Source organism: Sutterella megalosphaeroides (assembly GCF_003609995.1).
In the GTDB taxonomy this organism is placed as follows: Bacteria; Pseudomonadota; Gammaproteobacteria; order Burkholderiales; family Burkholderiaceae_F; genus Sutterella; species Sutterella megalosphaeroides.
In genome coordinates this window covers 2,317,559-2,340,773 of the sequence record NZ_AP018786.1, presented here as the reverse complement: position 1 = coordinate 2,340,773, position 23,215 = coordinate 2,317,559, and the positions used below count along the sequence as shown (strand labels likewise).

Genomic DNA, 23,215 nt, shown 5'->3' with positions numbered 1-23,215 from the left:
TCGAAGAGGGCCTTCGATCCCGACCCGGCAGGCTCCTCCAACCGGGTCTCTCATACCTTTCCTTCTCAGGCGGCCTCATGTTAACAAGCAGTTAGGTAGAGGCCTATAAGGGAAAGTACGAAAAACGTAAAAAAGTCTTGGTAAAACGCGAAAAGGTCGGGAACGGGCCCGACCTTTTCAATGGAGCATACGTAAATTTACGTATGTTTTGGGGTGTCGCAGCGGATCAGGACGCGCTCTTTGCTTCCGTCGCGACCGCAGCGGTCTGCTCGGGCGCCTCGGCTTCGCTTCGGGTCGAGGCCGTGCGGCGGCGTTCGATTTCGTCGGCAAGCTGCGAGACGGCCGCCGCATAGAAGTAGCTGCGGTTGTAGTGGAGGATCGCGGAGAAGGAGGGCGTCCCGAGGTAGTAGTCGACCCCCTTCGTGTTGTCCTTGAGGATCCAGGGAAGGTCGACGAGAAGCGCCGCTTCGTTTTCACGCAATTCCCACGCTTCGAGGGGCTTCACGCCCGCCTTGAGAAGCGCCCCCACGGTCGTGTGGGGCTTGATGCCGCCCGACTTCGTCGCCTTGAAGATTTCTTCCGTGGCGCTCACGCGATAAAGCGGCCGCTCCCCGCGGGCCCAGCCGTGGATCTTGAGGAAGTTTGCGACCGAAGCGATGCCGTCGGCTTCGTTGTTGACGATGTCGATATGGCCGTCCCCGTCCCCGTCGCGGCCGTAGGCGTTCAGCGACGCCGGCATGAACTGCCCGAGACCCACCGCACCCGCAAAGGACCCCTGGACCGAGACGGGCGAGACCTGCTGATTCCAGCAGAATTCGAGGAAGCTCGTCAGTTCCGAGCGGTAGTACTTCGCGCGGCGCGTGTAGTCGAAGGAAAGCGTCATGAGGGCGTCAAGCACGCGGAATCGCCCCATGTTGCGTCCGTAAATCGATTCGATCCCGATGATCGCGGTCACCGCGTAGGGGCTCACGCCCGTTTCCTTCTCGATGCGCTCGAGCACTTCGCGGTTGCGGTTCATGAAGTCGACCCCGCGGGAGATGCGCTCTTCGTTGATGAGGTTGCGCTTATAAAGCGCGAAATTCCGATCGGGCGTCGTCTTCTTGTTCGCGTTCGGGCGCGGCGTCATGTACTTTTCCGTGAGCGGCGAATAGCGGGCGACGGCCACTTCGTCTTTGAGCCATTCGAAAGGAATGCCCTTTTTGTCGGAGACTTCCTTCAGATAGGCGAGCACCTCGGGACGCTCGACGTAGTCGGAGGCCGAGGGCGCCTTGGCGCGGGCGGCAGGAGCGGTCGATGTGGCCTGCGCGGTCGGTTCGGCCGCGGCGGCGGTTGCAAGGGAGCCGCCGAAAGCGGCAGCGGCGCAAAGCGCGGCGAGCGCGAGCGAAAGAGGTCGGTTCATGGCAGCGATCGGCCCCGGGGCTTCGTGCGGTGTCGCGCGAAGGCGGGTGCCGACTCCTATCGTAAGTCGTAATGGACGGGCATTTTGTCGGACGTCCGGCCGCAACCGGCGTCTTCCCCGCCCGAGTCCGTCGTGCGACGACGCAACGGGGCGTATCGGGAATACGGGGACCGCTCGATTGTAGCGGGCGAAGCGGGGTTCTTCGGGGGACGGGCACGGGCGAGATGTATCCGAGTGTCGGAGTCCGTCTTCGGGCGTTACCCGCGCGAAGGCACGAACGAGCACTTCAGCGTGCTTATGCTAGGCTTTCGGCAATCCAACACACGAGAAGGCGCGCCCGCATCGACTTTGCGAGGCTCGCCCCCAACATACTTCATGACGACAAACGACGATTGGCGAACGCTCCCGACGGGCTACTTCACGCATGAACTCGCGCTCGCGCCCAATCCCCTCGACGGCGCTCCGGAAGCGGCCGCCCGCATCGATGCGATCGAAAGCCGGATGCTCGTCGGCGGACTCGACGAACGGGTGGACCGGCGTCTTTGCGGCCCTGCGGAACGTACGACGGTCGAGCTTGCCCACGATCCCGAGTACCTCGATCGGCTCGAGCGCGCCTCGGCGGGCGACCCGGAGGCGCTCGCCCGCTTTTCGATGCCTGACATGCGGGTCGGCGCCGACACGTACCGCGCGGCGATGTGCTCGGCGGGTGCCGTCGTCGAAGCGGTCGACGCCCTTTTGGAGCGCACGGTGCGCAACGTCTTTTGCGCCGTGCGTCCGCCCGGACACCACGCGGGCCGCGCCCGCGCCTCGGGCTTCTGTTTCGTGAACAACGTGGCGGTGGGAGCGCTCTACGCGCTGCGGCGCCGCCGTCTGGAGCGCGTCGCCGTGATCGACTTCGACGTCCATCACGGGGACGGCACCGAAGAGATCGTGGCCGAAAATCCGTCCGTGCGGTTTTTCTCGCTCTTTCAGTGGCCGCTTTTTCCCGATCGACGGATCGTTCCGACCCCGTCGAACGTTGTCGCGACCCCGCTCGCGGCGGGCGCCGACGGCACGACCCTGCGCGAAATCGTCGAGGGACTGTGGCTGCCGAAACTCGAAGCCTTCCGCCCGCAGATGATTTTTCTCTCCTCGGGCTTTGACGCCCATACCGAAGAGACGATGGCGCAGCTCAAATTTTCCGAAGTCGACTACGCCTACCTCACGAGGCGCCTCGTCGACGCCTCCGAGGCGCTTTGCGACGGGCGCTTGGTGAGCGTTCTCGAAGGCGGCTACAGCCTTCGCAGTCTGGCGCGCAGCGTCCTCGTACATTTGCAGATGCTCGGGAGAAACCGAACGTGAGAGCCGAACTTTTGAAGCCCGGGGTGCGTCCCCGGGAGGTCTGGGCCTGGGCCGCATTCGACTTTGCCAATTCGGGCTACACGACCGTCGTGCTGACGGCGGTCTTCAACGCGTATTTCGTCTCGGTCGTGGCGGGCGACGCCGACTGGGCGACCTTTGTTTGGACGTGCGTGATCGCGCTCTCGAATGCGGCGAGCCTCCTTGCGATGCCCGTGATCGGTGCCGTGGCGGACGCTCGGGCGGAAAAGAAGAAGTGGCTCTTCGCGATGACCGTCCTCTGCATCGCCGCGACCGCGGGATTGGCGTTTGCGGGACCGGGCACGATCGTGTGGGCCTCCCTCATGATCGTCCTCTCGAACCTCGCCTACAACGTGGGCGAAACGCTCAATTCGGCCTTTCTGCCCGAGATCGCGCCCGAGTCCTCGCTCGGCAAGGTGTCGGGCTGGGGCTGGGCCTTCGGCTACTGCGGGGGGCTCGTGACGCTCGGCGCGTCGCTTCTCGTCGTGACGCAGGGGGAATCCTTCGGGCTCACGTTCGATCAGTGCGTGGCGGGCACCATGCTCATCACGGCTTTCGTTTTTGCGCTCGCCTCGACCCCGCTCTTTCTCTGGCTCAAGGAGCGGTCCGTGCCGCGCGTGAATGCGGGTTCTTCTACGGACTCCTCGGGGACGATCACCGGTGCCGTTGCGGAAAGTTTCCGTGAAGTGACGCGCACCCTCAAGGCGCTCCCGCGCTACCGCGACTTCGCGACCCTGGCGCTTTGCGGCTTTCTCTACCAGTGCGGCGTCTCGGTCGTCATCACGCTTTCGGCCGTCTACGCCTCGGCCGTGATGGGCTTTGAAACCGCCGACACGATCTTCATGGTGTTCCTCGTCAACATCACGGCGGCGATCGGGGCGTTTCTCTTCGGGTACGTTCAGGACGCGATCGGCCACAAGCGCGCGTTGGCGATCACGCTTCTCGTGTGGCTTGCGATGATCGTTGTGGCGTGCCTTGCGGAAACGCGCGGCATGTTCTGGGCGGCCGCGAACCTCGCGGGTCTGGCCATGGGTTCCTCGCAGTCGGCCGGTCGCGCGATGGTGGGCGTACTCGCCCCGAAGGCGCGCCTTGCGGAGTTCTACAGCTTCTGGAACATGGCCCTCTGGGTGGCGGCGATCGTGGGACCGCTCTCCTACGGGGCGGTCACGTGGATGACGGGGAACGACCACCGCATGGCGATTGCCGTGACGGGGCTCTTCTTCGCTGCGGCGCTCCTTGCGCTGATGCCTCTCAACCTCGATCGAGGCCGCCGCGCGGCGGAAGCCGCCGACTGAGAAGCCGAGACGGCAACTTCAAACGAAAAACGGGAACCCCTTGTGGTTCCCGTTTTTTTTCAATGTTCAGCGGATCACGGCTCGCGCGTGATCGCCTTCGATAAAGGAAACGGCATCCGGAGCTTGCGCCTCAGGCTCGCTTCCGTTTCGAGGGCCGACAACGGCTCCAAGCCGCAAACTTCGAGGATCCGATCGCAAAGCCGCCCGAGCGGCATCGTCGTGCGGCGCCCGTGTGTTCCGTCAATCGCGGCGTCGGCGACGCTCGCCGCACGTGAAGGGCAAGAAAAAAGGGAGCCCCACTTCGGGACTCCCTTCGTTAATTTGAAGACGACGTCGCGTCGTTCGTTAGCGGGCGGGTTCCTTGCGAACCTTGCCCTTGTTCGCCTCGATGATGCGGCGCGTGTCCGCGGCGAGGTCCGTCATCTTGAGTTCGTCGTAGCACGCGGCGATCAACTCGAGAGCGTCGTCGCGCATCGGCGTATTCTGAAATTCGCGCACGACGCGCTGCGCGCGTTCGATCGCGGCCACGTAAGCATGGCGAACGTAGTAATATTGCGCGGTTTTCAGTTCGTGCTCGGCCTGAGCCAGGACGAGGGCGTGCATGCGGCGACGCGCTTCGGGAGCGAAGCGGCTTTCCGGGAAACGCAGCGTCAGCTCTTTGAAGATGTCGAACGCTTCGCGCGAAGCGTTGGCGTCGCGTTCCGCCAGATCTTCGGCGGCAAGGATGTTGAACCAGCTGTCCGTTTCGTTGAGCGTCGCGAGCGCCTTCAGATACATGACGTAGTCGCTGTTCGGATGGTTCGGGTACGAGCGCAGGAATCGATCCGCGGCCTGCACGGCCCCGGGCGCGTCGCCGTCCTTCCAGTTCGCGTAGATGAGCTCGATCTGAGCCTGCTGCGCGTACTGACCGAAGGGGAAGCGCGCTTCGAGCTTCTGGTAGTAGTCCTTCGCCTGAGTCCAGTTGCTATCATCGAGCGCGGTACGGGCTTCCGTATAGAGCTTGTCGGCCGACCAGTCGATCGTGGGGTCGGTGTCGAGACTCTGGAGCCACGAGCAGGAAGCGGTGGCGAGCGTCACCGTTACGAGCGCGGCGGAACGAAGCAAAAGACGCTTAATAGGAAAGAGGAATTTCATGAGAGACTTGGCAGCCGACGAAAAAGAATGCGGTGATTATACCGAGGGGTTTCCGGCCGATGATGCGGCCGACGACGAGAATTTACCTTCATTCACCGTGGAAGGTGTCTGGGGCGAGCGCCTTGACAAGGTTCTCGCGGGCCTGATGCCCGACGTTTCCCGCGCGCGACTGCAAAAGCTCATCGAGTCGGGCTCGGTCGAAGTGAACGGCGTCGTGTGCGAAAAAGTGCGCGCCAAAGTGGCCGAAGGCGACGAGATTCAGCTTCTCGAAGAGCCCCGTCTCGACGAGGCGCTCGCCTTCACGCCCCAGGAAGACGTCGAATTCGAAACGGTCTACGAGGACGACACGATCATCGTCATCAACAAGCCCGCGGGTCTCGTCGTGCATCCCGGTGCGGGCAACCCCGACGGGACGCTGCTGAACGGCCTTCTTTGGCACTATCCGGAATTGAAGGAAGTGCCCCGCGCGGGGATCGTGCACCGACTCGACCGCGACACGACGGGTCTCATGGTGGTGGCGCGCACGCTTGCCGCGCAGACGAACCTCGTGCGTCAGCTACAGGAGCGCACCGTGAAGCGCGAATACTGGGCGATCACGATCGGGACGGCCGCCCCCGAATTCACGGTCGAAGTGCCGATCGGGCGCGATCCTCGCAATCGCACCCGCATGAAGGGCTTCCCCGGGTCGACGGGCGTTCGCGCGAAGTACGCCCGCACCCGCGCCCGCACGGTCGGCTGGTCCGAATTCGAAGGGATTCCCGTCTCGTGGGTCGCGTGTCGCCTCGATACGGGGCGCACGCACCAGATTCGCGTGCACCTCACGGGCGAGGATCTGCCGCTTGTGGGCGACCAGGTCTACCGCGGCCGCGCCCCGGGGATCGCCGTCAAGATGGAAAACGCGCTCGACTTTCACCGTCAGGCGCTCCACGCCTCGCGCCTCGGGCTTATCCACCCGAAGACGGGCGAAACGATGGAGTGGTTCGTGCCGCCCGAAGACGACATGATCGAACTCATGAACGAACTCTATTTCGGTCCCTGGGATCGGCCCGTCACGGTGTTCGAACGCGACATCCTTCCCCAGATCTGAGTCTTTAAGCGAGAACGTCATGGCTGAACTCTACAAACCCGGACTCGACATCCTGCAACCCGCGGCGAGTTGGCGCGAACGCGTCTCCGCGACGACGGACGCGCTCTTTACCTGCCGCGAAGGCGGCGTCTCGAGCGGCCCCTGGGGCGACGCCCGCGGCGTCATGGGCCTCAACGTCGCGCCGCACACGGGCGACTTCGGCGCGTGCGTGCGCATGAACCGCGACATCGTCGCGCAGCTCGTACCGTCGGATCCCGTCTGGCTCGAACAGGTCCACGGCACGACGATCGTGCACGCGGACGACTGGCAGGGTGCGAAGGAGCCCCCGGCCGCGGACGCCTCCTGGACGATGACGCCGGGCGTCGTCTGCACCGTGATGGTGGCGGACTGCCTCCCGGTGCTTTTGTCGGACGACAAGGGGCGCATCGTTGCGGCGGTGCACGCGGGCTGGCGGAGCCTCGCGGCAGGGATCCTTCAGAAGACCGTCGCCCTCATGCGCGAGCGGCTCCAAGACCCGAGCGCGCGCCTTGCGGCCTGGCTCGGGCCGCGCATCGGAGCGCTCGACTTCGAAGTGGGCGAAGACGTTCGCGATGCCATGGCCGAACTGCTGCCCGCCGAGGTGCTTGACGGCGCTTTCGTGAAAAAAGAAAACGGCCGCTATCTCGCGGACCTCGCGCAATTGGCCGCGAGCGCGCTCGAAGCCTCGGGCCTCGCCGAAGCGGACATCGTCGACTGCGGTCTTTCGACCTACGCGAACGCCGAACGCTTCTACAGCTTCCGGCGCGACGGTGAAAAGTCGGGCCGTCACGCGGCGATGATCTGGCTGAAGCCCGCCGAAGGTACCGAGAGCGCCGAAGCGGCGCCCGCCTCCTGACGCCTCCCAAGACCCCCATTTCCATCAACGATAGAAAAGGGCGCTTTGGCCTCACGGCCCGAAGCGCCCGACAGTGACTTATGAAAAAGATTCCCGTTGTCGGCTTCGTTTCGCTCGGTTGCCCGAAGGCTCTCGTCGATACCGAGCGGATTGTTACGGAACTTCGCGCCCGCGGCTATCGCATCGGTCAGACGTACAAGGACGCCGATCTGGTGATCGTCAACACGTGCGGCTTCGTGAACGAAGCCATCGAAGAAAGCATCGAAGCGATCACGGAAGCGCTCAAGGAAAACGGTCGCGTGATCGTTTGCGGGTGCCTCGGCGGACGCGTCGAAGCCGACGGCTCGAACTACATCGCCAAGCGCCTCCCGAAGGTGCTCGGCGTCACGGGTCCCGACTCGGTCGATCAGGTGATGGCGATGGTGGAAGCCCACCTGCCGCGCCCGCACGATCCGTGGGACGACCTCGTGCCTGCCGCGGGCTGCCGCCTCACGCCCAAGCACTACGCGTACCTGAAGATCAGCGAAGGGTGCAACCACCACTGCACCTTCTGCATCATTCCGAAGCTGCGCGGCACGCTCTCGAGCCGTCCGATCGGGGATATTCTGCGCGAAGCGGAAAACCTCAAGAAGGCGGGCGTCAAGGAGCTCCTCGTCATCAGTCAGGATACGGCCGCCTACGGGCTCGACCGCAACTACCGTCTCGACTTTGCGGGCGGGCGCCCCGTGAAGACGCGCTTGCTCGAGCTCTGCAGCGAACTCGGTCAGCTCGGTCTCTGGACGCGTCTCCACTACGTCTACCCCTATCCGTCGGTGGACGCCGTGGTGCCCCTTATGGCCGAAGGTTTGATCCTTCCGTACCTCGACGTGCCCTTCCAGCACGCGCACCCGCGCGTTCTCAAAGCGATGAAGCGTCCCGCCTCCGCGGAAAAGAACCTCGAACGCATCGCCGCGTGGCGTGCGGCCTGCCCCGACATCACGATCCGCTCGACCTTCATCGCGGGCTTCCCCGGTGAAACGGAGGAAGAATTCGAGTACCTGCTCGACTTCCTGCGCGAAGCGCGCTTGGACCGCGTCGGGTGCTTCGCCTATTCGCCCGTCGAAGGCGCCGCCGCGAACGAGATCCCGGGGCTTCTCCCCGACGAAGAACGCGAAGAGCGTCGTCGCCGCTTCATGGAAGTGCAGGCCGAAATCTCCCGCGAAAAGCTCGCCGAAAAGATCGGTCGCGTCGAAGAGGTGATCATCGACGAGCCCGAGGACGAGGACGGCGTGGCGATCGGTCGCACGAAGGCGGACGCCCCTGAGATCGACGGCGTGTGCTACGTGACGACGCCCCGCCATCTGGAGCCGGGCGACATCGTCAAGGTGCGCATCACCGCGAACGAAGAGCACGATCTGATCGGCAAAATCGAAGAGTGATCGCGTGCGGGGATCGGGTCGGGCGAACGGCTTTGAATGTCTTTCAAAGCCCTCGGTCGGTGTCGACCCCACTGCAAGCGGCGCGCTTCTCCGTCGGGAGGGCGCGCCGTTTTTTTTCGTAGGGTGAATTTCTTAGCCTGCGTCCTCCCGACGACGTAGATCGATTGCTTTCGTGTTTTCGGTCGTTTCCGACCGAACGGTCCGCTAGAATAGCCTCCCTTCGAGGTTCATGAAGACAACTCTCCCCGCGACACGTCCGGAAAGCGCCGTTTTTCCCGTTTTCACCCGTCCTCTCCCGAACGCTTCGGACGGTGCGAAGACCGCTTTCCCGACTCGTTTTTAGGAGAAACTTCCATGGCCTCGAATTCGTTCGATTCCCACCGTCCCGATGCGCTCACGCCCGCCGAAGTCACCGAAAAGGTGCTTTCGCTTTCGGTGACGAAAACCTCGATCCCGCTCGCAAAGCAGTGGCCGCTCACCTTCCTGGCGGGGGTCTACATCGCGTTGGGCGGGCTCTTTTGCACGCTCTTCTCCTCCGACGCGGCGCTTCCCTACGCGATTCAAAAGTTCATGGGCGGCGCGGTCTTTTCGCTCGGGCTTTCGCTCGTTGTCGTCGCCGGCGCGGAACTCTACACCGGCAACACCATGATCGCCGCGGGCGCGGTCGACGGGCGCATTCGCTGGCAGGCCGTTCTCAAAAACTGGGTGCTCGTCTGGCTCGGGAACGCCGCGGGCGCCGTCACGGTGGCGCTCCTCGTCTACGGATCGCACATCGCGGAAACGGGGCCCTTGGCGCGCGGCATGTACGGGATCGCGATCGCGAAAGTCTCGGCCGACTGGAGCGTTATTTTCGTCAAAGGCATCCTCTGCAACCTCCTTGTCTGCCTCGGGGTGTGGGTCGCGTACGCGGGCCGTACCGTGATCGACCGCGTGGCGGGCGTCATGCTGCCGGTGGCCGCGTTCGTCGCGCTCGGGTTCGAGCACTGCATCGCGAACCTCTACTTCCTGCCCCTTGCGATGATGCTGAAAGCGGGCGGTCTCACGGTCGAGGGGCTGGATCTGGGGCTTCTCACCTGGGCTGCGGTTGCGAAAAACCTGACGGCCGCAACGCTCGGCAACACGCTTGCGGGCGTTGCGCTGGCTCTTCTTTACCGTGCCGCTTACATGCGAAAGTCCGCCGACTGAAGCGTTTCGTCTCGCGCGGGGAGGGCGCCCGAGGGGGGGCGGGGAGCAACATGCGGCCCTCCTTGCTGACATTTTTCGCACACTCTTTCCCGTGCGGAAAAGACTACAATGCGCGCAAGGTTTACGTACTTTCGAGCCCCCTCCCGGACAACGTCCGCGCGACGTGTCCGACGGCTCCGCCAAGTACGTTGTACGATCCCTTCACAACGGAGTTTTCATGCGTGCCACCAATCCCGGGTTCGTTCCCGACAGTCCCTTCCAACGCCGTTTGACGCCCGAATGGCTCGAATTCTTCGAAACCTTCCCCAAGGCCGAGCTGCACTGCCACCTGCTCGGCACGATCCGCAAGGAAACGTTCGAAGACCTCGTGCGCGAATCGAACGCGCCCGTGACGCAGGCCGAGATCGACGAATTCTTCACGCGCGGCGAAAAGCCCGTGGGTGTTCTTCGAATCTTCCGCGCGCTTGAAGCGCACATCCTCACGAAGCCCGCGATGCTCAAGCGCATCACGCTCGAGCACCTCGAAGCGGCCGCCTCGCACGGCGTGCGCTACATCGAACTCTTCTGGAACTGGACTGGTCTCAAGCACGCGATGAGCTACGAAGCCGCCCAGAGCGCGATCGTCGAAGGTTTGCGCGAAGGCGAAGGCCGCTACGGCATCGTCGGGCGTCTCGTTCCCGCCGTCGACCGCGAAGCGCTCCCCGAAGATGCGGTCGAACTCGTCGAAGCCATGTGCGCACACCGCGAACCCGAAGTGATCGGCCTCGGGATCGACTACCGCGAAACGAATCACGAGCCGGAAAACTTCTGGAAGGCCTTCTTCATGGCGAAGCAGGCGGGCTTTCACATCACGCTCCACGCGGGCGAATTCGGCGAACACTGGCGCAACGTGGAAACGTCGATGGATCTCCTGGGTGCCGAACGGATCGATCACGGCTACACCATCACGGACAACCCCGAACTCATGCGCCGCGCCTGCGATCGCGGCATGACGTTTGCCGTGGTGCCGACGAACTCCTATTACCTTCGCACCTTCACGGACGACGAGTGGGCCGAACGCCACCCGATCCGCGCCATGAAGGCCGCAGGCCTCAAACTCTTCCCGAATTCCGACGACCCGACGATGCACCACGTGAACATCGCCGAGAGCTGGCGCATCATGTTCGAGTACCTGGGCTTTTCGCTTGCGGACCTGCGCGAAATGCTCGAAGCGAGCATCGAGTCGGCCTGGGTGTCGGACGAGGAAAAGGCCCGCTGGCGCGAGCTCTGGCTCCCCGAATTCGACGCGCTCGCGGCAAAGCTCCCCGCGCTCGATTGATCGACTCTGATCGAATGATCGACTGACCGCTTGAAAAAGAAAGCGCCCGATCGGCTCGGAGGCCCTCGGGCGCTTTTTCCTTCTTCGGACGCTCGGCCCGACCGATCGGGCTTTTTCGGCTTCCTCGCGAAGGAACCGGCCGACGCATCGACCGTTGGAAGAAAGAAGAAGCACTCCTTAAATGCGGCTTCTAAAGAACCAAGATCGAACTTCGCGATCTGAAGGAGTGCTTCTGTGAGTTCATGGTACGCCGTGTCGTATTCGCGGGGAAGCGTGTTTTCCCTAAGGCGTCGCGCGACTCCTTCGATTCGGAAGGAGAGGGCGACGGGGAAGCGGCGTGCTCGCGCGCGACAACCGCGAAAAAGCGAGCGGGAATCCGGCTTTTTGTCCGGTAAACGGGCGTTTTCTCAGGCGGAATCGGGGTCCTCGGGTCGTTGCCCGTTTTCGGACGCGGAGGCGGTGCGGTATCATCTGAGGACTTTCCCAAGTCTACGAGTCGCCCGCGCGAGCGCCCCCGCTTTGTCGCGTCGACTCCCTTCGTCATGCACTCCAAGAAGACCACCGTGCCGACCTGCCGCGCCGCGCTCGCCGCCGCGCTTGCCGCATTCCTCGCTTCCGCCGCGGGCGCCGTTTCGCTCGGCGACCTCAAGGTCGAAAGCGCTCCCGGGGAGCCTTTCGACGCCGTTCTCGAAATTCACGACGTCGACTTCAGCGTCTCGCCGCTGCTCGTGCGCATCGCGCCCGCGGCGACGTACGAGCGCGAAGGGATCGAACCGCCCGAAGCGGCGGGGTCGCTGCGACTCACGCGCGACGCGAACCCCGGGGGCGTGCGCGTTCGCGTGGCGGGCGACGCCGTTCCCGAGGGGCGCTTTCCGCTTCTGATCGAATTGAACGCGGGCGGGGCGGTGACGCTTCGTCGGTACGAAATCGTTTCGGGCCCCGAGGGGCTCTGGGTCGAACCCGTCGCCGAGTCGACGCACTTGGGCGGCGCGCTCGTGCCCCTGGCGACGCCCGATGCGACGGTGTCGAATGCTTCGAACGGCTTGAGCGCTTCGAGCGCGGCTTCCGCTTCTTCCGAAGCGCCTGCGGCTGCCTCCTCTTCGACCGCATCCTCGAGCGAACCGAAGGCCGACAACGCCGTCAAGGCGGAGAAGACCGAAAAAACCGCCGCTCCGAAGCCCCGCAAGAAGGGCCGCTACGGCCCCCGCGTCGTGCGCGAGTACGTGGCGCTCAACGGCTTCGACGCCCACGGCACCTTCCCGATTCGTCAGGACATGACCTTCTGGTCGATCGCGAAACTCTACTGGCCGCGCTACGAAGGGGCGACCATGGAGCAGCTCGCCGTGGGCTTCCTCGAGGCGAACCCCAAGGCCTTCACGCAGGGCGACCTCAATCTGCTCGTCGTCGGCGAAACGCTCGTTCCGCCCTCGGAAGACGCGGTCTTTGCGATCGACCCCGAAGAGGCCTTCCGCCGCATGCGCGGGCCCACGGAGGCGATTCCCCTGTCGACTCGCAATCTTGCGGAAGCCCAGATGGTCTCGCGCGAATGCGCGGCCGCGGTGGGCGCCGCTCAGAACGCAAAGCGCGATGCGGGCGGCTCCGCCCTTGAAATCGCCGAAGCCGGTCGTCAGGTCTTCGAAGAGTACAAGGCCAAACTCGCTCTTCAACGCGAACTCCAGGGCGACGTCAATGCCGGGCGCCCCGCGGTGCTTCACGGCGGCACGCTCTCGAAGTCGCTCACCGAAGGCGCCCCGAGCGAAGAAACCTTCCCCGTGAAGACGACGGGCGAGGGCGGCTCGGGCACGACGTCGTCCACGGCCCCGGTCACCCCGACCGAAGGGACGAGCGCAAACGCGTCGACGGCTCCGGAAACCTCGGCCCCCGTCGATTCCGCCGCCGCAACCTCTGCGGAACCGTCGACTCAATCTTCGACCGAAACCGCCGCGCCGACCGAGCAGGCTGCGTCGACTTCGACGGCGGCTGCACCCGATGCCGCTTCGTCGGATACGTCGAAGGACACGACGAAGGACGCTCCCGAAGACGCCTCGAAGGCGAGTGCGACGAACACCGAAGAAGCCGCCGACAAGCAGGACTTCCTCTCGACCCTTTCCGCCGTGCATCCCGCCTGGTACCTCCTTGCGGCGATCGTGCTCGTGCTCCTTTTCCTCTTGCGCGGTCGCAAGAACGGCAAGGATTCCGACGGCGCGAGCGCTGCGGGCGGCTCGTGCTCGTCCGAGGGCTGCGGCTCGAAGGGTCCGCAGACCGTTCAACTTCAAAAGAAGGTCGCCCCGACGAGCGCCGCGCAGCTCAAGGCCGTGGAGGCCACGGTCGGCGAAGCCGTGAAAAACGGCACGACCGCGGGCGCCATGGGCGCGGGGTCGATCGCCTTCACCGAAGCGCAGATGGAAGAGGATCGCAAGAAGATCGAAGCGCGTACGGCCGAGCAGCCCTGGCTCGATCCGAAGAGCGACGAGCTTCCCCCCGTTGACGAAGAAGCGATGCGCGCGACCGTGAGCGAAGCGGCGATCGAAGAGGCCGTGTCGAAGATCGATCTCACGCTCCCGCACGCGGACGCCCGCCCGACCGTGGTCGTGACGGAAGAAGAACTGCCGACGAACGACTACATTCCGCCCCTGATGCCGGAGCCCGTCGGAAGCGAAAAGACGGTTGAAGCCGAAAAGGCTGAAAAGCCCGAAGCAAGCGCGAAGGACGAAAAGGCGGCCGACGCCGAAGGGTCGACCCTCGTCGTCGAAGTCGAAACGGAGCGCGACATCCTGCAAAAGCCCGTCCTGCGTCCCGCTTCGGCCGTTCCGCCCTCGCTTACGGGCGGAGCTCTGCCGCCCGAATCCGAAGCGCGCATCGAAGCGATCGCGAAGGCCGCGGCGCAAAGCGTCGAAGATATTCCGGCGCCCGCCGCCGCGCCCGCGAAGAGCCGCACGTCGACCCGGCGCTCCCGCCGCTCCGCGGAGCCCAAGAGTTCGGTGCCCGCCGCTCCCAAGGCGCCCGCGCCCAACGCGAAGGAAGAAGCGCTCGGCAAGTCGATCGAAGCGAAACTGAAGCTTGCGAACAGCTTCGTCGGTTTGGGCGCCCTTCAGGAAGCGCGCGAACTCCTCGTCGAAGTCAAAAAGCACGGCACGCCCGAACAGAAGGCGCGCGCCGAATTCCTCGAAGAACGCATCGGCAAGGCCTGAAGGGAGGAATTCGAGTGACGACGCTGGCTCTCGGAGTCGAGTACGACGGCAGTGCTTTCAACGGCTGGCAGGTTCAGCCCGATCGACCCTCGGTGCAGGAAGCGCTCGAGCGGGCGATTTTCGAATTCCTGCGCGTGGAAACGCCCACGATCTGTGCGGGACGCACGGACGCGGGCGTGCATGCGACGCATCAGGTCGTGAGTCTCTCGACCGAGATCGACCGCCCGATGCAAAGCTGGGTGCGCGCCCTCAACACGTACCTGCCGCGCAGCGTGGCGGTGCGCTGGGCGCGCCCGGTGCCGGACGACTTTCACGCCCGCTTCACGGCGCGCTCCCGGACGTACGAGTACTGGATCCTGAACGACCCCGTGCGTTCGCCCGTCTTCGAAGGGCGAACGGGGTGGGTGTTCCGGCCGCTCGACGAAGCGCGCATGCGCGAAGGGGCCCGGTACCTTCTGGGCGAACACGACTTCACGAGTTTCCGTGCGGCCGAGTGCCAGGCGGCAACGCCCGTGCGCACCGTAACGCGCCTCGAAGTCGCGCGCGTGGGCTCGCTCGTGGGCGTCAAAATCGAAGCGAACGCGTTCCTGCAGCACATGGTGCGCAACATCGTGGGCGCTTTGATTTACGTCGGTACGGGGCGCGAAGACCCCCTCTGGATCAAAGAGGTGCTCGAAGCGAAAAACCGTTCGGTCGCGGCCCCCACCTTCAGCCCTTCGGGCCTTTACCTCACGGGGGTCGGGTACCCCGAACACGATCTCCCGCGCGAGACGGGCGGCCCCTTCGGACGAACGGTCTTCGAGAATCGGCCGTAACCTCTTCGGACTAATCCGTCTCGATCGAGCGCCCGCAGGGCGGTTTTCCCGAGGTCGGCCGCCCTATAATTGGCCGACCTCCACTCCCACAGCAATACGAACGATGAGCTGGATCAACCACATTCTTCCCAAGATCAAGCGCGAAGACGATTCCTCGAAGAAACCGAGTCCCATTCCCGAAGGCGTCTGGACGAAGTGCCCCGGGTGCGATCAGGTGCTCTACACCGAGGAGCTCGACCGCAGTCTCATGGTCTGCCCGAAGTGCGGCTACCATCACCGCATCGGTGCGCGTGCGCGTCTTCTCGCATTTCTCGACCCGGGTACGGCGGTGGAAGTGGGCGGCGAAATCCGCGCGAAGGATCCGCTCGGCTTCGTCGACAGCAAGCCCTACGTGAAGCGCCACGAACAGGCGCGCAACGCCACGGGCGAAACCGACGCCCTCATCGTGATGTCGGGCGAACTGCGCCGCGAACCGATGGTGGCGGCCGCGTTCGAATTCAAGTTCATGGCGGGCTCCATGGGCAGCGTCGTCGGCGAACGCTTCTCGCGCGGCGTCGACGAGGCGATCCGTCGCAACGCCCCCTTCGTCTGCTTTGCCGCTTCGGGCGGCGCGCGCATGCAGGAAGGTCTCGTCTCGCTCATGCAGATGGCGAAGACCACCGCCGCCGTGACGCGTCTTTCCCGTGCGGGCCTTCCCTTCGTCTCGGTTCTCACCGACCCGACCCTGGGCGGCGTTTCCGCCTCGTTTGCCTTCATGGGCGACGTGGTCATCGCGGAACCCAAGGCGCTTGTCGGCTTTGCCGGTCCCCGCGTCATCGAGCAGACGGTGCGCGAAAAGCTCCCCGAAGGCTTCCAGCGCTCGGAATTCCTTCTCAAGAAGGGCCAGATCGACCTCATCGTCGACCGCCGCGACATGCGTTCGCGCATCTCCGTGATCACGCAACTCCTCATGAAGAAGCAGCCCGTGAACGGCGTCTGAGTCTCGGCTCAAACCTCACGAAAAAGCCCCGGAAGGCATCGCTTCCCGGGGCTTTTCTGCATTCGGACGGTCGGCGCCGAGGCTTCGGGCCCCGGCGTGTCGCACGCGCTTTCTCCGCGTTTCAGCGCTCCTCAGCGTTCCGTTTCGGACGACAGGCGGAAGATCGCTTCGATTTCCTCCTTCTTCATGTCGCCGATCCACGCTTCGCCCGTCGAGACCGTGAGGTCGGCGAGCTCGCGCTTTTGCATGAGCATCGCGTTGATCTTCTCTTCGAAGGTGCCCGCGGTCACGAAGCGATAGACGAGCACGTCGCGGCGCTGCCCGATGCGGTAGGCGCGGTCCGTGGCCTGGTTTTCCACGGCCGGATTCCACCAGAGGTCGTAGTGGATGACGGCGGACGCGGCCGTGAGGTTGAGGCCCGTGCCGCCCGCCTTCAAGGAAACGATCAGAACGCGCACGGAGCGGTCCGTCTGGAAGCGGTCCACCATGGCGGAGCGCTCCTTGAGGTTCACGCCCCCGTGGAGGAAGTCGGGGCGCTCGCCCGTGGCGGCCTCGATCCAGTTCTGAAGCCGCTCGCCCATTTCGCGGAACTGCGTGAAGACGAGCACCTTGCGGTCCGCGTCGCGGCAGCGGGCGAGAAGTTCCAGGAGCGCGGCGGCCTTGCCCGAATCGGGACGGGGCTCGTCCGTCTTCAGGTACTGCGAGGGCGAGTTGCAGATTTGCTTCAGGGCGGTGATGAGGCGCAAAACGAGCCCGCGGCGCTTCGCGCGGATGTCCGATTGGGAGGACGTTTCGGCGGGCATGGTCGGATCGTCCGTTTCGAAGACGTTCTCGACGATTTCGTTCGTAAGTTCGACGTCGGGCGAGGCGCTCGCCCGGGCTTCGAGCTCGGCGAGTTCGCCCATGAGGCGCTCCAACGTCTGCGCGTAGAGGGCCGCCTGTTCGGTCGTGAGGTTCGTGAAGTAGTCGAGGACGTTCTTTTCCGGCAGGTCCGCGATGATCGACTTGTCGCTCTTAAGCCGCCGCAGCATGAAGGGCGCGGTGAGGCGCTTCAGGGCTTCGGCCGCCTTCGGGTCGTGGTCCGTTTCGATGGGGCGCGCGAATGTTTCGCGGAAGTCCTTGAGCGTGCCGAGCAGACGCGGCTGCACGGTCGAGAAAATCGACCAGTATTCGGAGAGTCGGTTTTCGACGGGCGTCCCCGACATCGCGAGCACCTGGCGGGCTTTCAACTGCTTCACGGCCGCGGTCTGGGCGGAGGTCGTGTTTTTGACGGCCTGCGCTTCGTCGAGAACGAGGAGTCGCCAGCGTCGGGCGCCGAGCACTTCGGCGTCGCGTCGGAGGAGCCCGTAGCTCGTGAGGGTCACGTCGGGAAGGGCATTCGCGGGCGGCAACGCACGGTCCGAACCGTGGTAAACCCCCACGGTGAGATCGGGCGAAAACTTCGCGAGTTCGCGCGTCCAGTTCGTGATGAGGGTCGTCGGAAGGACGACGAGGGCCTTTTCCTTGGCAAGCTCCCCGGACTCCTTGAGGTAGGTGAGGGCGGCAATCACCTGGAGCGTTTTCCCGAGCCCCATGTCGTCGGCGATGAGGGAGCCGAGACCGAGCTTGAGGTTTTTGACGAGCCACGCGTAGCCGCGCTCCTGATAGGGGCGCAACTCGGCTCGGAGCCCCTTCGGGGGTTCGATCGATTCGACTGCCGTGAGCGTTTCGAGGCGCTTCAGAATTTCGGGGGACGCCACCACTTCGGCGCCCGCCATTTCGCCCGTCAAAAGGCCGCGCATCTTTTCGAGGTACGAGGGTTCGCGCTCGGCTTCAAGCGTTCGGGCGATGCGTTCGAGTTCGGCGGGGTCGAGGTAGACGTAGTCGTCCTTCCACTTCACGATCCCGCTCGAATCCTGCATGAGGCGCCGCAGGTCTTCGAGCGTGAGGAGGTCGTTCCCGACCGCCACGCGCCACTCGAATTCCGCAAGCGCCTCTTTGCCGAGAAGGCCCGAAGCGCCCGCTTTCTCGCCCGGATCGGCCAAGCGCGCGACAAGACGTGGTTTGAGCATCTTGCGTAGCGACTCCGGGAGCCGCAATACGACCCCGAGGAGCCGCAGCTGCGGCGCCGCTTCGAAGAGAAAGGACTTCAGGTCTTCGAGCGCGATGTGCGCGGGGTCGCCCGAAGTGGCGCGAATCGACGCGATTTCGGGGGCGACGCGCTCGAGCGTTTTGAGTACACCCAAGGCGGCAAAGCGCTCCGACGCCCATTCCTTGTCGCGCAGGAGCACGGAGAGACGCACGGGTGTGCGGCTTTCGCGCGGCAGAATCCCGAAATTCACCGTCACGTCCTCGGTGCCGGAACGCACGGTGAGTACCGGGCGCCACGGGAAGGCGTCCGCCATGAGGAAGGGGCGGAAGTAGCGAGCGCAAAGCGTGTCGACCGCTTCGGGGTCGGGAACGGCCACCTCACGAAGGTCGACGCCGAGAAGATGGGCCTGCGCGATGTCCTCGGGCGTGAAGTGCAGACGCTCGGCTTCGCGCGCGACGAGCGCGGTCGCGGCCCAGGAAAGCGCGAGAAGCGCGGCTTTTCGGATCGTGCCCGAGCGGGGTTCCGCGCGCTTTTCTGCGGTCTTTTCGTCAGCCTCGTCGGCCTCGTCGGTCTTTTCAGCCCCCTCGCCGCTTTCTTTGCCGGCCTCTTCCCCGTCCGCTTTGAGGTCTCGGAGCGTTTTCACGTCGAAAAGCGTTTCCGCAAGCGGCACGAGCGGCGCGACGGCCGCTTCGAACAGGGCCGCAACGTCGCCCGACCGGAGCGCGGGCGCCCAGTAGAAAACGGGTACGGGTTCGGCAATGCCATCGTCGATCTCAATATTGCTTTCGGCAGCGGCCAGGACCGGAACGAGCGCCCCCTGCACGACGAGTTTCGAGGCCGCTACGACGAGGCTTCTCAGCGCGTCGACTTCCAGGGGAAGCGTTTTCGCCGTCTCGTCGTCGAAGTCGATGAGGCGCTCGACGAGGTCCCGGCGGTCGAGCGGGAACCAGTCTTTTCCGTTCGTCGACGCACGCGCTTCCAAGGTGGCGCGGTCGCCCGTGAGGACAAGCTTCAGGCGCAGCGCCCCGGCGTCTCCACCCTCATAGGCGGGGTAGCGTTCGAGAAGCGGCATGAGGGTCTCCAAGCCCTTCTTCGCCCGGGGGGCGGTGTCGTCCGCCGTGCTTTCTTCGAATCGAATGACGAAGCCCTTCGTGAGACGCACGTCGAGCGAACGGACGATTTTCTTCTGGACGGTACGCCACCAGCCGGGAAAGTTCGCAACGTTCGAGAGCGGATGCCGCTCGGGCCAGAGGGCGAGGATCTTCTCGAGAGCGGGCTCGATCCCCGAGAGCGGGAGCGTTCGCAGAGCGTCGAGCGCGGCATAGGCGTCGCCCGCGAACTTCGGGTCGGGGGCGCCCTCAAGCGCGTTTTGGAGGTAGCGGAAGATGCTCGGCGCGCGCGTGCGGCGTGCGGCCGCAAGGTCGATGCCGCGACGGCGGAGCTCGTCGACGAGGTCGATCCCGCGCAGGCGGAAGACGAGGAAAGGATCGCGGTCGATCAGATCGGCCATGCCGTAGATGACGGCGGCCACGTGCTTGCAGATGCGGGCGCTGTCCGGGCACGAGCACGAGACGTTGAGCGAGCGGTAGGTCTTCGGGAAGAGTTCGATCCCGAGCGTTTCGGCGGCGCGTGCGATCCCTTCGGGGAGTTCCCCTTCGAGAAGCGCCGAAATGAGGTTCGGGTCGCGCGCCACGTGGTCGACGAGGCGCTTCACGGCCGCGGCGGGCAGGGGCGCCATCGATACGGAAACTTCGTAGGGGTAGTAGGCATTCCCCTGAACGAGCGCTTCGATGCGACCCGAGCCGTCCGAAGCGAAACCGAGCCGCTCGACCCGACCCGTATTCCAATACGTGCGTCCGCGGGGGAGTCGGTTGGCGTGGTCGATGGCCTGAAGGGCGTTGAGCCAGGCCTGACCCCACCAGGTCGTGCCGAAAACTTTGCGTGCTGCCATGGTCGGATCCTTGTCGTGGGAAAGCAGTTCGGATCACGGGATGGTAGCAAAGCGCGGCCCGACGGGCGGGGGTCGGTCCGGAGAAGACCCGACGCGGGACGCCATACGGACATCCCGCGCAAAGGTCGGCAGAGATCACCCGCGCACGCCGTTCGCGTCGGCGAGGAATGCACGCAGGAATTCGAACGCGATCGGAAGCGACTTTTCGTCCTCGATGTCGAAGTCCGCCCGGTGGTGCCCCTTCTGGTTCGCGCCGTAAAGGACGTATGCGGCTTCGCCCCCGTGTTCGATCACGCGGCGCATGAGCATCGTGCAGTCTTCGCTGCCCGAGGGGCGGGAAATGCGCTCGACCTTGACGCCCGGAATCGTGCCCGCAAGCCGCTCGAGCCGGTCGAGGAGCGCGGGCGACACGGGCAGCGTTGTCGCTTCGCCCGCTTTTTCCACGCGCGCTTCGACGTCGTAGGCGGCTTTGATCCCGTCGACGATCCGATACACGTTCTCGGTCATGTAGTCGTTCACGGCGGCCGTAGCCCCGCGCACTTCGAGCTGCATGGTCGCGTGCACGGGCGTGACGTTGCGGCCTTCGCCCGCGACGAGTCGCCCGACCGAAATGCGCGTGTCGCCTTCGCCGCTGCGCGGAATGCCCTGGAACATCATGGCGGCGGCGCAGGCCGCCATGAGGGCGCTGCGACCTTTTTCGGGGTCGGCCCCGGCGTGCGACGGCACGCCCGTGAAATGCACGTCGAGCTTCGTCGTCGCGAGGAACCCGCCTTCGCAAATCCCGATTTCGCCGAGTCGGCAGAAGGTCCCGACATGCGCCCCTACCAGAAGGTCCACGTCGTCGACGATGCCCGAGGCCGCCATGGGGCCTCCGCCCCGAACGCCTTCTTCGGCGGGCTGAAAGAGGAACTTCAGCGTGCCGCAGAGTTCGTTGCGGTGCTCCGACGCCCAGCGCGCGAGCGCAAGCCCCACGGCCGTATGCGCATCGTGCCCGCATGCGTGCATGAGGCCCGGCCGCTCGGACGCAAAGCTCCCGGCGTTCGGGAGATGTTCGGGCGCGTCCGTTTCGCCGACGAGCACGCAGTCCATGTCACAGCGAAACGCCGTGACGGGCCCGGGGGCCCCGTTTCGAGAATCCCGACGCAGCCCGTGAAGCCCCCGGTGCGGTCTATGAAACTTCGTTCGACCCCGTGCGCAAGGGCGCGCTTTACGGCCTCTTCGACGAGCTTCGGGTCGCGCCCCATGACGGCCTCGGGTCGGATGACGTCGGTGCCGAGCAGAACGCGAAGGCCGAGCGCCTCAAGGCGCTCCGCCACAAGGTGCGTCGTTTCGAATTCGGTCCAGCCTTCTTCGGGACGGCGGTGAATGCGTCGGCGGGTTTCGACGAGTTCGCGAACGATTTCCAGATCTTCCTTGTCGGTGAGCATGAAAGAACCTCCGTTGGATGATGTTTTCGGCCTCTGCCCGAGGGCGCGGGGCTTTCAACACATTATGAAACGCGCGGCGACTTTCGTCGGCCATGCCGTGCGGCGCTATCATGCGAAATTCCGTTCGAAGGTCGGCCTTGCGAAGGGAGTCGTTTTGCGGCGCCGTTCGACCCGGCGCCGAAGAAAGCGAAAACCGGGAAGGCCGCACAATGCGCACGACGCGCCAAACGGAAACGAACACTCATCACATACACATTCGGGACACACACTCATGACCTCGTACGCCACGCTCGACGACTGGCTCGCTCATATCGAAGCCCTGCACGCCAAACCCATCGACATGGGGCTTGAGCGCATGCGGGAAATGGTTCGACGGATGGACATCCGCTTTTCGTGCCCCGTCGTCACGGTGGCGGGCACGAACGGGAAGGGGTCGACCTGTGCGATGCTCGAAAGCATCTACGGCGCGGCCGGGTACCGTACGGGCATGCACACGTCGCCGCACCTGCTGCGCTTCAACGAACGGGCCCGCATCTTCGGGCGCGAAGCGACGGACGAAGAGCTTTCCGAAGTTTTCGAAGAAGTCGAACGCGCGCGCGGCGACATGACGCTTTCCTACTTCGAATTCACGGCGCTCGGCATTCTGAAGCTCTTCCAACGCTCGAACCTCGACGTCGTCATCCTCGAAGTGGGTCTCGGCGGGCGACTTGACGCCGTCAACGTGATCGACCCGACGGCGGCGATCATCACGACGATCGGGATCGACCACACGGCCTTTCTCGGGACGACCCGCGAAGCGATCGGGCTTGAAAAGGCGCACATTTACCGTCCCGGAATTCCGTCGCTTTGCGCCGACGCGGACGTCCCCGCGACGGTTTCGGACCATGCCGAAGCGATCAAGGCCGACTTCCGCCGGGTCGGGCGCGACTTTGCGGTTGAGGTGCGCGAGGACGGCACCTTCGACTTCCGCGGTCGCACGCTGAAGTTCGATGCGCTCCCGAAGCCCGCGCTCGAAGGCGAAAACCAGTATCGGAACGCCGCGGGCGTGCTCGGTATCGTCGACGCGCTTGTCGAGAAGCTTCCCGTCGAGCGTCGCGCCGTGGAAGCGGGCCTCACGAACGTTCGCATCACGGCCCGGTTCGAGCACGTGACCGACACCCCCTGCCGCACGATTCTCGACGTGGGTCACAACCCGCAGGCGGCCGAAGTGCTCCGGCGCAACATCGACCTCACGCGCCGCGAGGGCGAGACGACGCTTGCCGTTTTCGGGATGCTGCACGACAAGGACATGCGACGGGTGGCCGAGATTTTGCGCTCGTCCTTCGACGCATGGTTCGTCGCGAGCCTCACGGGGCCGCGTGCGGCAAGCGCCGAGGAGCTTTCGGGCGCGATGCGCGAAGCCGGGGTCGAGAGCGACCGCATCCGCACGTATGAGAGCGTCGAGAAAGCGCTTGCCGCGGCTCGGCACGAAGCCTTACAAATCGGCGCTCGCGCGGGAAATCGCACTGTTAGAATCATCGTGTTCGGCTCCTTTGTGACCGTCACGGCGGCTCTCGAAGTGCTCGCGCGCGAAGGCGTTCGGCGCTGAGATCGACGGCCCCCCCCCCCCCCCCCCGACGGGCACCGAACGAGGATGCCCGAGACCCGACTACCGGGACGCCTTCGGGGGCGCCGCCCTCAACGTCCGACAAAACCCATAGAGCCCCCAAAAA

16 protein-coding genes are annotated in these 23,215 nt (G+C 64.8%); 12 read left to right on the top strand and 4 right to left on the bottom strand.

Annotated features, from left to right (window positions below; translation table 11 throughout):
- Positions 1 to 226: 226 nt before the first annotated feature.
- The gene (locus S6FBBBH3_RS09250) at positions 227 to 1,399 is read right to left on the bottom strand and encodes a lytic murein transglycosylase (protein WP_120177469.1); all 1,173 of its coding nucleotides are present in this window, start codon (positions 1,397 to 1,399) and stop codon (positions 227 to 229) included.
- A 375-nt stretch (positions 1,400 to 1,774) separates the two neighbouring features.
- On the opposite strand from S6FBBBH3_RS09250, the gene S6FBBBH3_RS09245 reads away from it, so the two are divergent.
- Together S6FBBBH3_RS09245 and S6FBBBH3_RS09240 are read left to right on the top strand one after the other, a co-directional pair.
- Positions 1,775 to 2,740 carry a histone deacetylase family protein gene (locus S6FBBBH3_RS09245; protein WP_120177468.1) on the top strand — a complete coding sequence of 322 codons (966 nt, stop codon included), beginning with the start codon at positions 1,775 to 1,777 and terminating at the stop codon, positions 2,738 to 2,740.
- Positions 2,737 to 4,053 (top strand): MFS transporter, encoded by a 1,317-nt coding sequence (locus S6FBBBH3_RS09240; RefSeq protein ID WP_120177467.1) that lies wholly within the window; start codon positions 2,737 to 2,739, stop codon positions 4,051 to 4,053. The genes S6FBBBH3_RS09245 and S6FBBBH3_RS09240 overlap by 4 nt, the downstream gene beginning before the upstream one ends.
- A 345-nt stretch (positions 4,054 to 4,398) precedes the next feature.
- On the opposite strand, the gene S6FBBBH3_RS09235 is transcribed toward S6FBBBH3_RS09240, so the two are convergent.
- Positions 4,399 to 5,187 (bottom strand): outer membrane protein assembly factor BamD, encoded by a 789-nt coding sequence (locus S6FBBBH3_RS09235; protein WP_120177466.1) that lies wholly within the window; start codon positions 5,185 to 5,187, stop codon positions 4,399 to 4,401.
- On the opposite strand from S6FBBBH3_RS09235, the gene S6FBBBH3_RS09230 reads away from it, so the two are divergent.
- The 8 genes from S6FBBBH3_RS09230 (at position 5,186) to accD (ending at position 16,054) form a co-directional block, all read left to right on the top strand.
- Positions 5,186 to 6,274, top strand: a complete 1,089-nt coding sequence (locus S6FBBBH3_RS09230) for an RluA family pseudouridine synthase (protein ID WP_120177465.1) — start codon at positions 5,186 to 5,188, stop codon at positions 6,272 to 6,274. The genes S6FBBBH3_RS09235 and S6FBBBH3_RS09230 overlap by 2 nt on opposite strands.
- 19 nt (positions 6,275 to 6,293) lie before the next feature.
- On the top strand, positions 6,294 to 7,148 hold the full coding sequence (pgeF, locus tag S6FBBBH3_RS09225; RefSeq protein WP_120177464.1) for a peptidoglycan editing factor PgeF: 855 nt from the start codon (positions 6,294 to 6,296) through the stop codon (positions 7,146 to 7,148).
- 80 nt (positions 7,149 to 7,228) lie between these two features.
- Positions 7,229 to 8,566, top strand: coding sequence for a 30S ribosomal protein S12 methylthiotransferase RimO (gene rimO, locus S6FBBBH3_RS09220; protein WP_120177463.1), 1,338 nt, complete (start codon positions 7,229 to 7,231; stop codon positions 8,564 to 8,566).
- A gap of 354 nt (positions 8,567 to 8,920) precedes the next feature.
- Positions 8,921 to 9,751 (top strand): formate/nitrite transporter family protein, encoded by an 831-nt coding sequence (locus tag S6FBBBH3_RS09215; protein ID WP_120177462.1) that lies wholly within the window; start codon positions 8,921 to 8,923, stop codon positions 9,749 to 9,751.
- A 217-nt stretch (positions 9,752 to 9,968) separates the two neighbouring features.
- Entirely contained in the window at positions 9,969 to 11,069 is a 1,101-nt protein-coding gene (locus tag S6FBBBH3_RS09210) for an adenosine deaminase family protein (protein ID WP_120177461.1), read from the top strand.
- 542 nt (positions 11,070 to 11,611) lie between these two features.
- Positions 11,612 to 14,260 (top strand): FimV/HubP-related protein, encoded by a 2,649-nt coding sequence (locus S6FBBBH3_RS09205; RefSeq protein ID WP_120177460.1) that lies wholly within the window; start codon positions 11,612 to 11,614, stop codon positions 14,258 to 14,260.
- 14 nt (positions 14,261 to 14,274) lie between these two features.
- Positions 14,275 to 15,075 carry a tRNA pseudouridine(38-40) synthase TruA gene (gene truA / locus S6FBBBH3_RS09200; protein ID WP_232008781.1) on the top strand — a complete coding sequence of 267 codons (801 nt, stop codon included), beginning with the start codon at positions 14,275 to 14,277 and terminating at the stop codon, positions 15,073 to 15,075.
- Positions 15,076 to 15,178: 103 nt separating this feature from the next.
- Positions 15,179 to 16,054: an acetyl-CoA carboxylase, carboxyltransferase subunit beta gene (accD, locus tag S6FBBBH3_RS09195; protein WP_120177458.1), complete on the top strand. Its 876-nt coding sequence runs from the start codon at positions 15,179 to 15,181 to the stop codon at positions 16,052 to 16,054.
- A 131-nt stretch (positions 16,055 to 16,185) separates the two neighbouring features.
- On the opposite strand, the gene S6FBBBH3_RS09190 is transcribed toward accD, so the two are convergent.
- Both S6FBBBH3_RS09190 and S6FBBBH3_RS09185 read right to left on the bottom strand, forming a co-directional pair.
- Positions 16,186 to 20,076: a DEAD/DEAH box helicase gene (locus tag S6FBBBH3_RS09190; RefSeq protein ID WP_120177457.1), complete on the bottom strand. Its 3,891-nt coding sequence runs from the start codon at positions 20,074 to 20,076 to the stop codon at positions 16,186 to 16,188.
- A 135-nt stretch (positions 20,077 to 20,211) separates the two neighbouring features.
- Positions 20,212 to 21,222: an amidohydrolase gene (locus S6FBBBH3_RS09185; RefSeq protein ID WP_331813074.1), complete on the bottom strand. Its 1,011-nt coding sequence runs from the start codon at positions 21,220 to 21,222 to the stop codon at positions 20,212 to 20,214.
- A 44-nt stretch (positions 21,223 to 21,266) separates the two neighbouring features.
- On the opposite strand from S6FBBBH3_RS09185, the gene S6FBBBH3_RS11385 reads away from it, so the two are divergent.
- Both S6FBBBH3_RS11385 and folC read left to right on the top strand, forming a co-directional pair.
- Positions 21,267 to 21,524, top strand: coding sequence for a hypothetical protein (locus tag S6FBBBH3_RS11385; protein WP_331813069.1), 258 nt, complete (start codon positions 21,267 to 21,269; stop codon positions 21,522 to 21,524).
- Between the two features lie 250 nt (positions 21,525 to 21,774).
- Positions 21,775 to 23,091: a bifunctional tetrahydrofolate synthase/dihydrofolate synthase gene (gene folC, locus S6FBBBH3_RS09180; protein ID WP_120177456.1), complete on the top strand. Its 1,317-nt coding sequence runs from the start codon at positions 21,775 to 21,777 to the stop codon at positions 23,089 to 23,091.
- Positions 23,092 to 23,215: the final 124 nt, after the last annotated feature.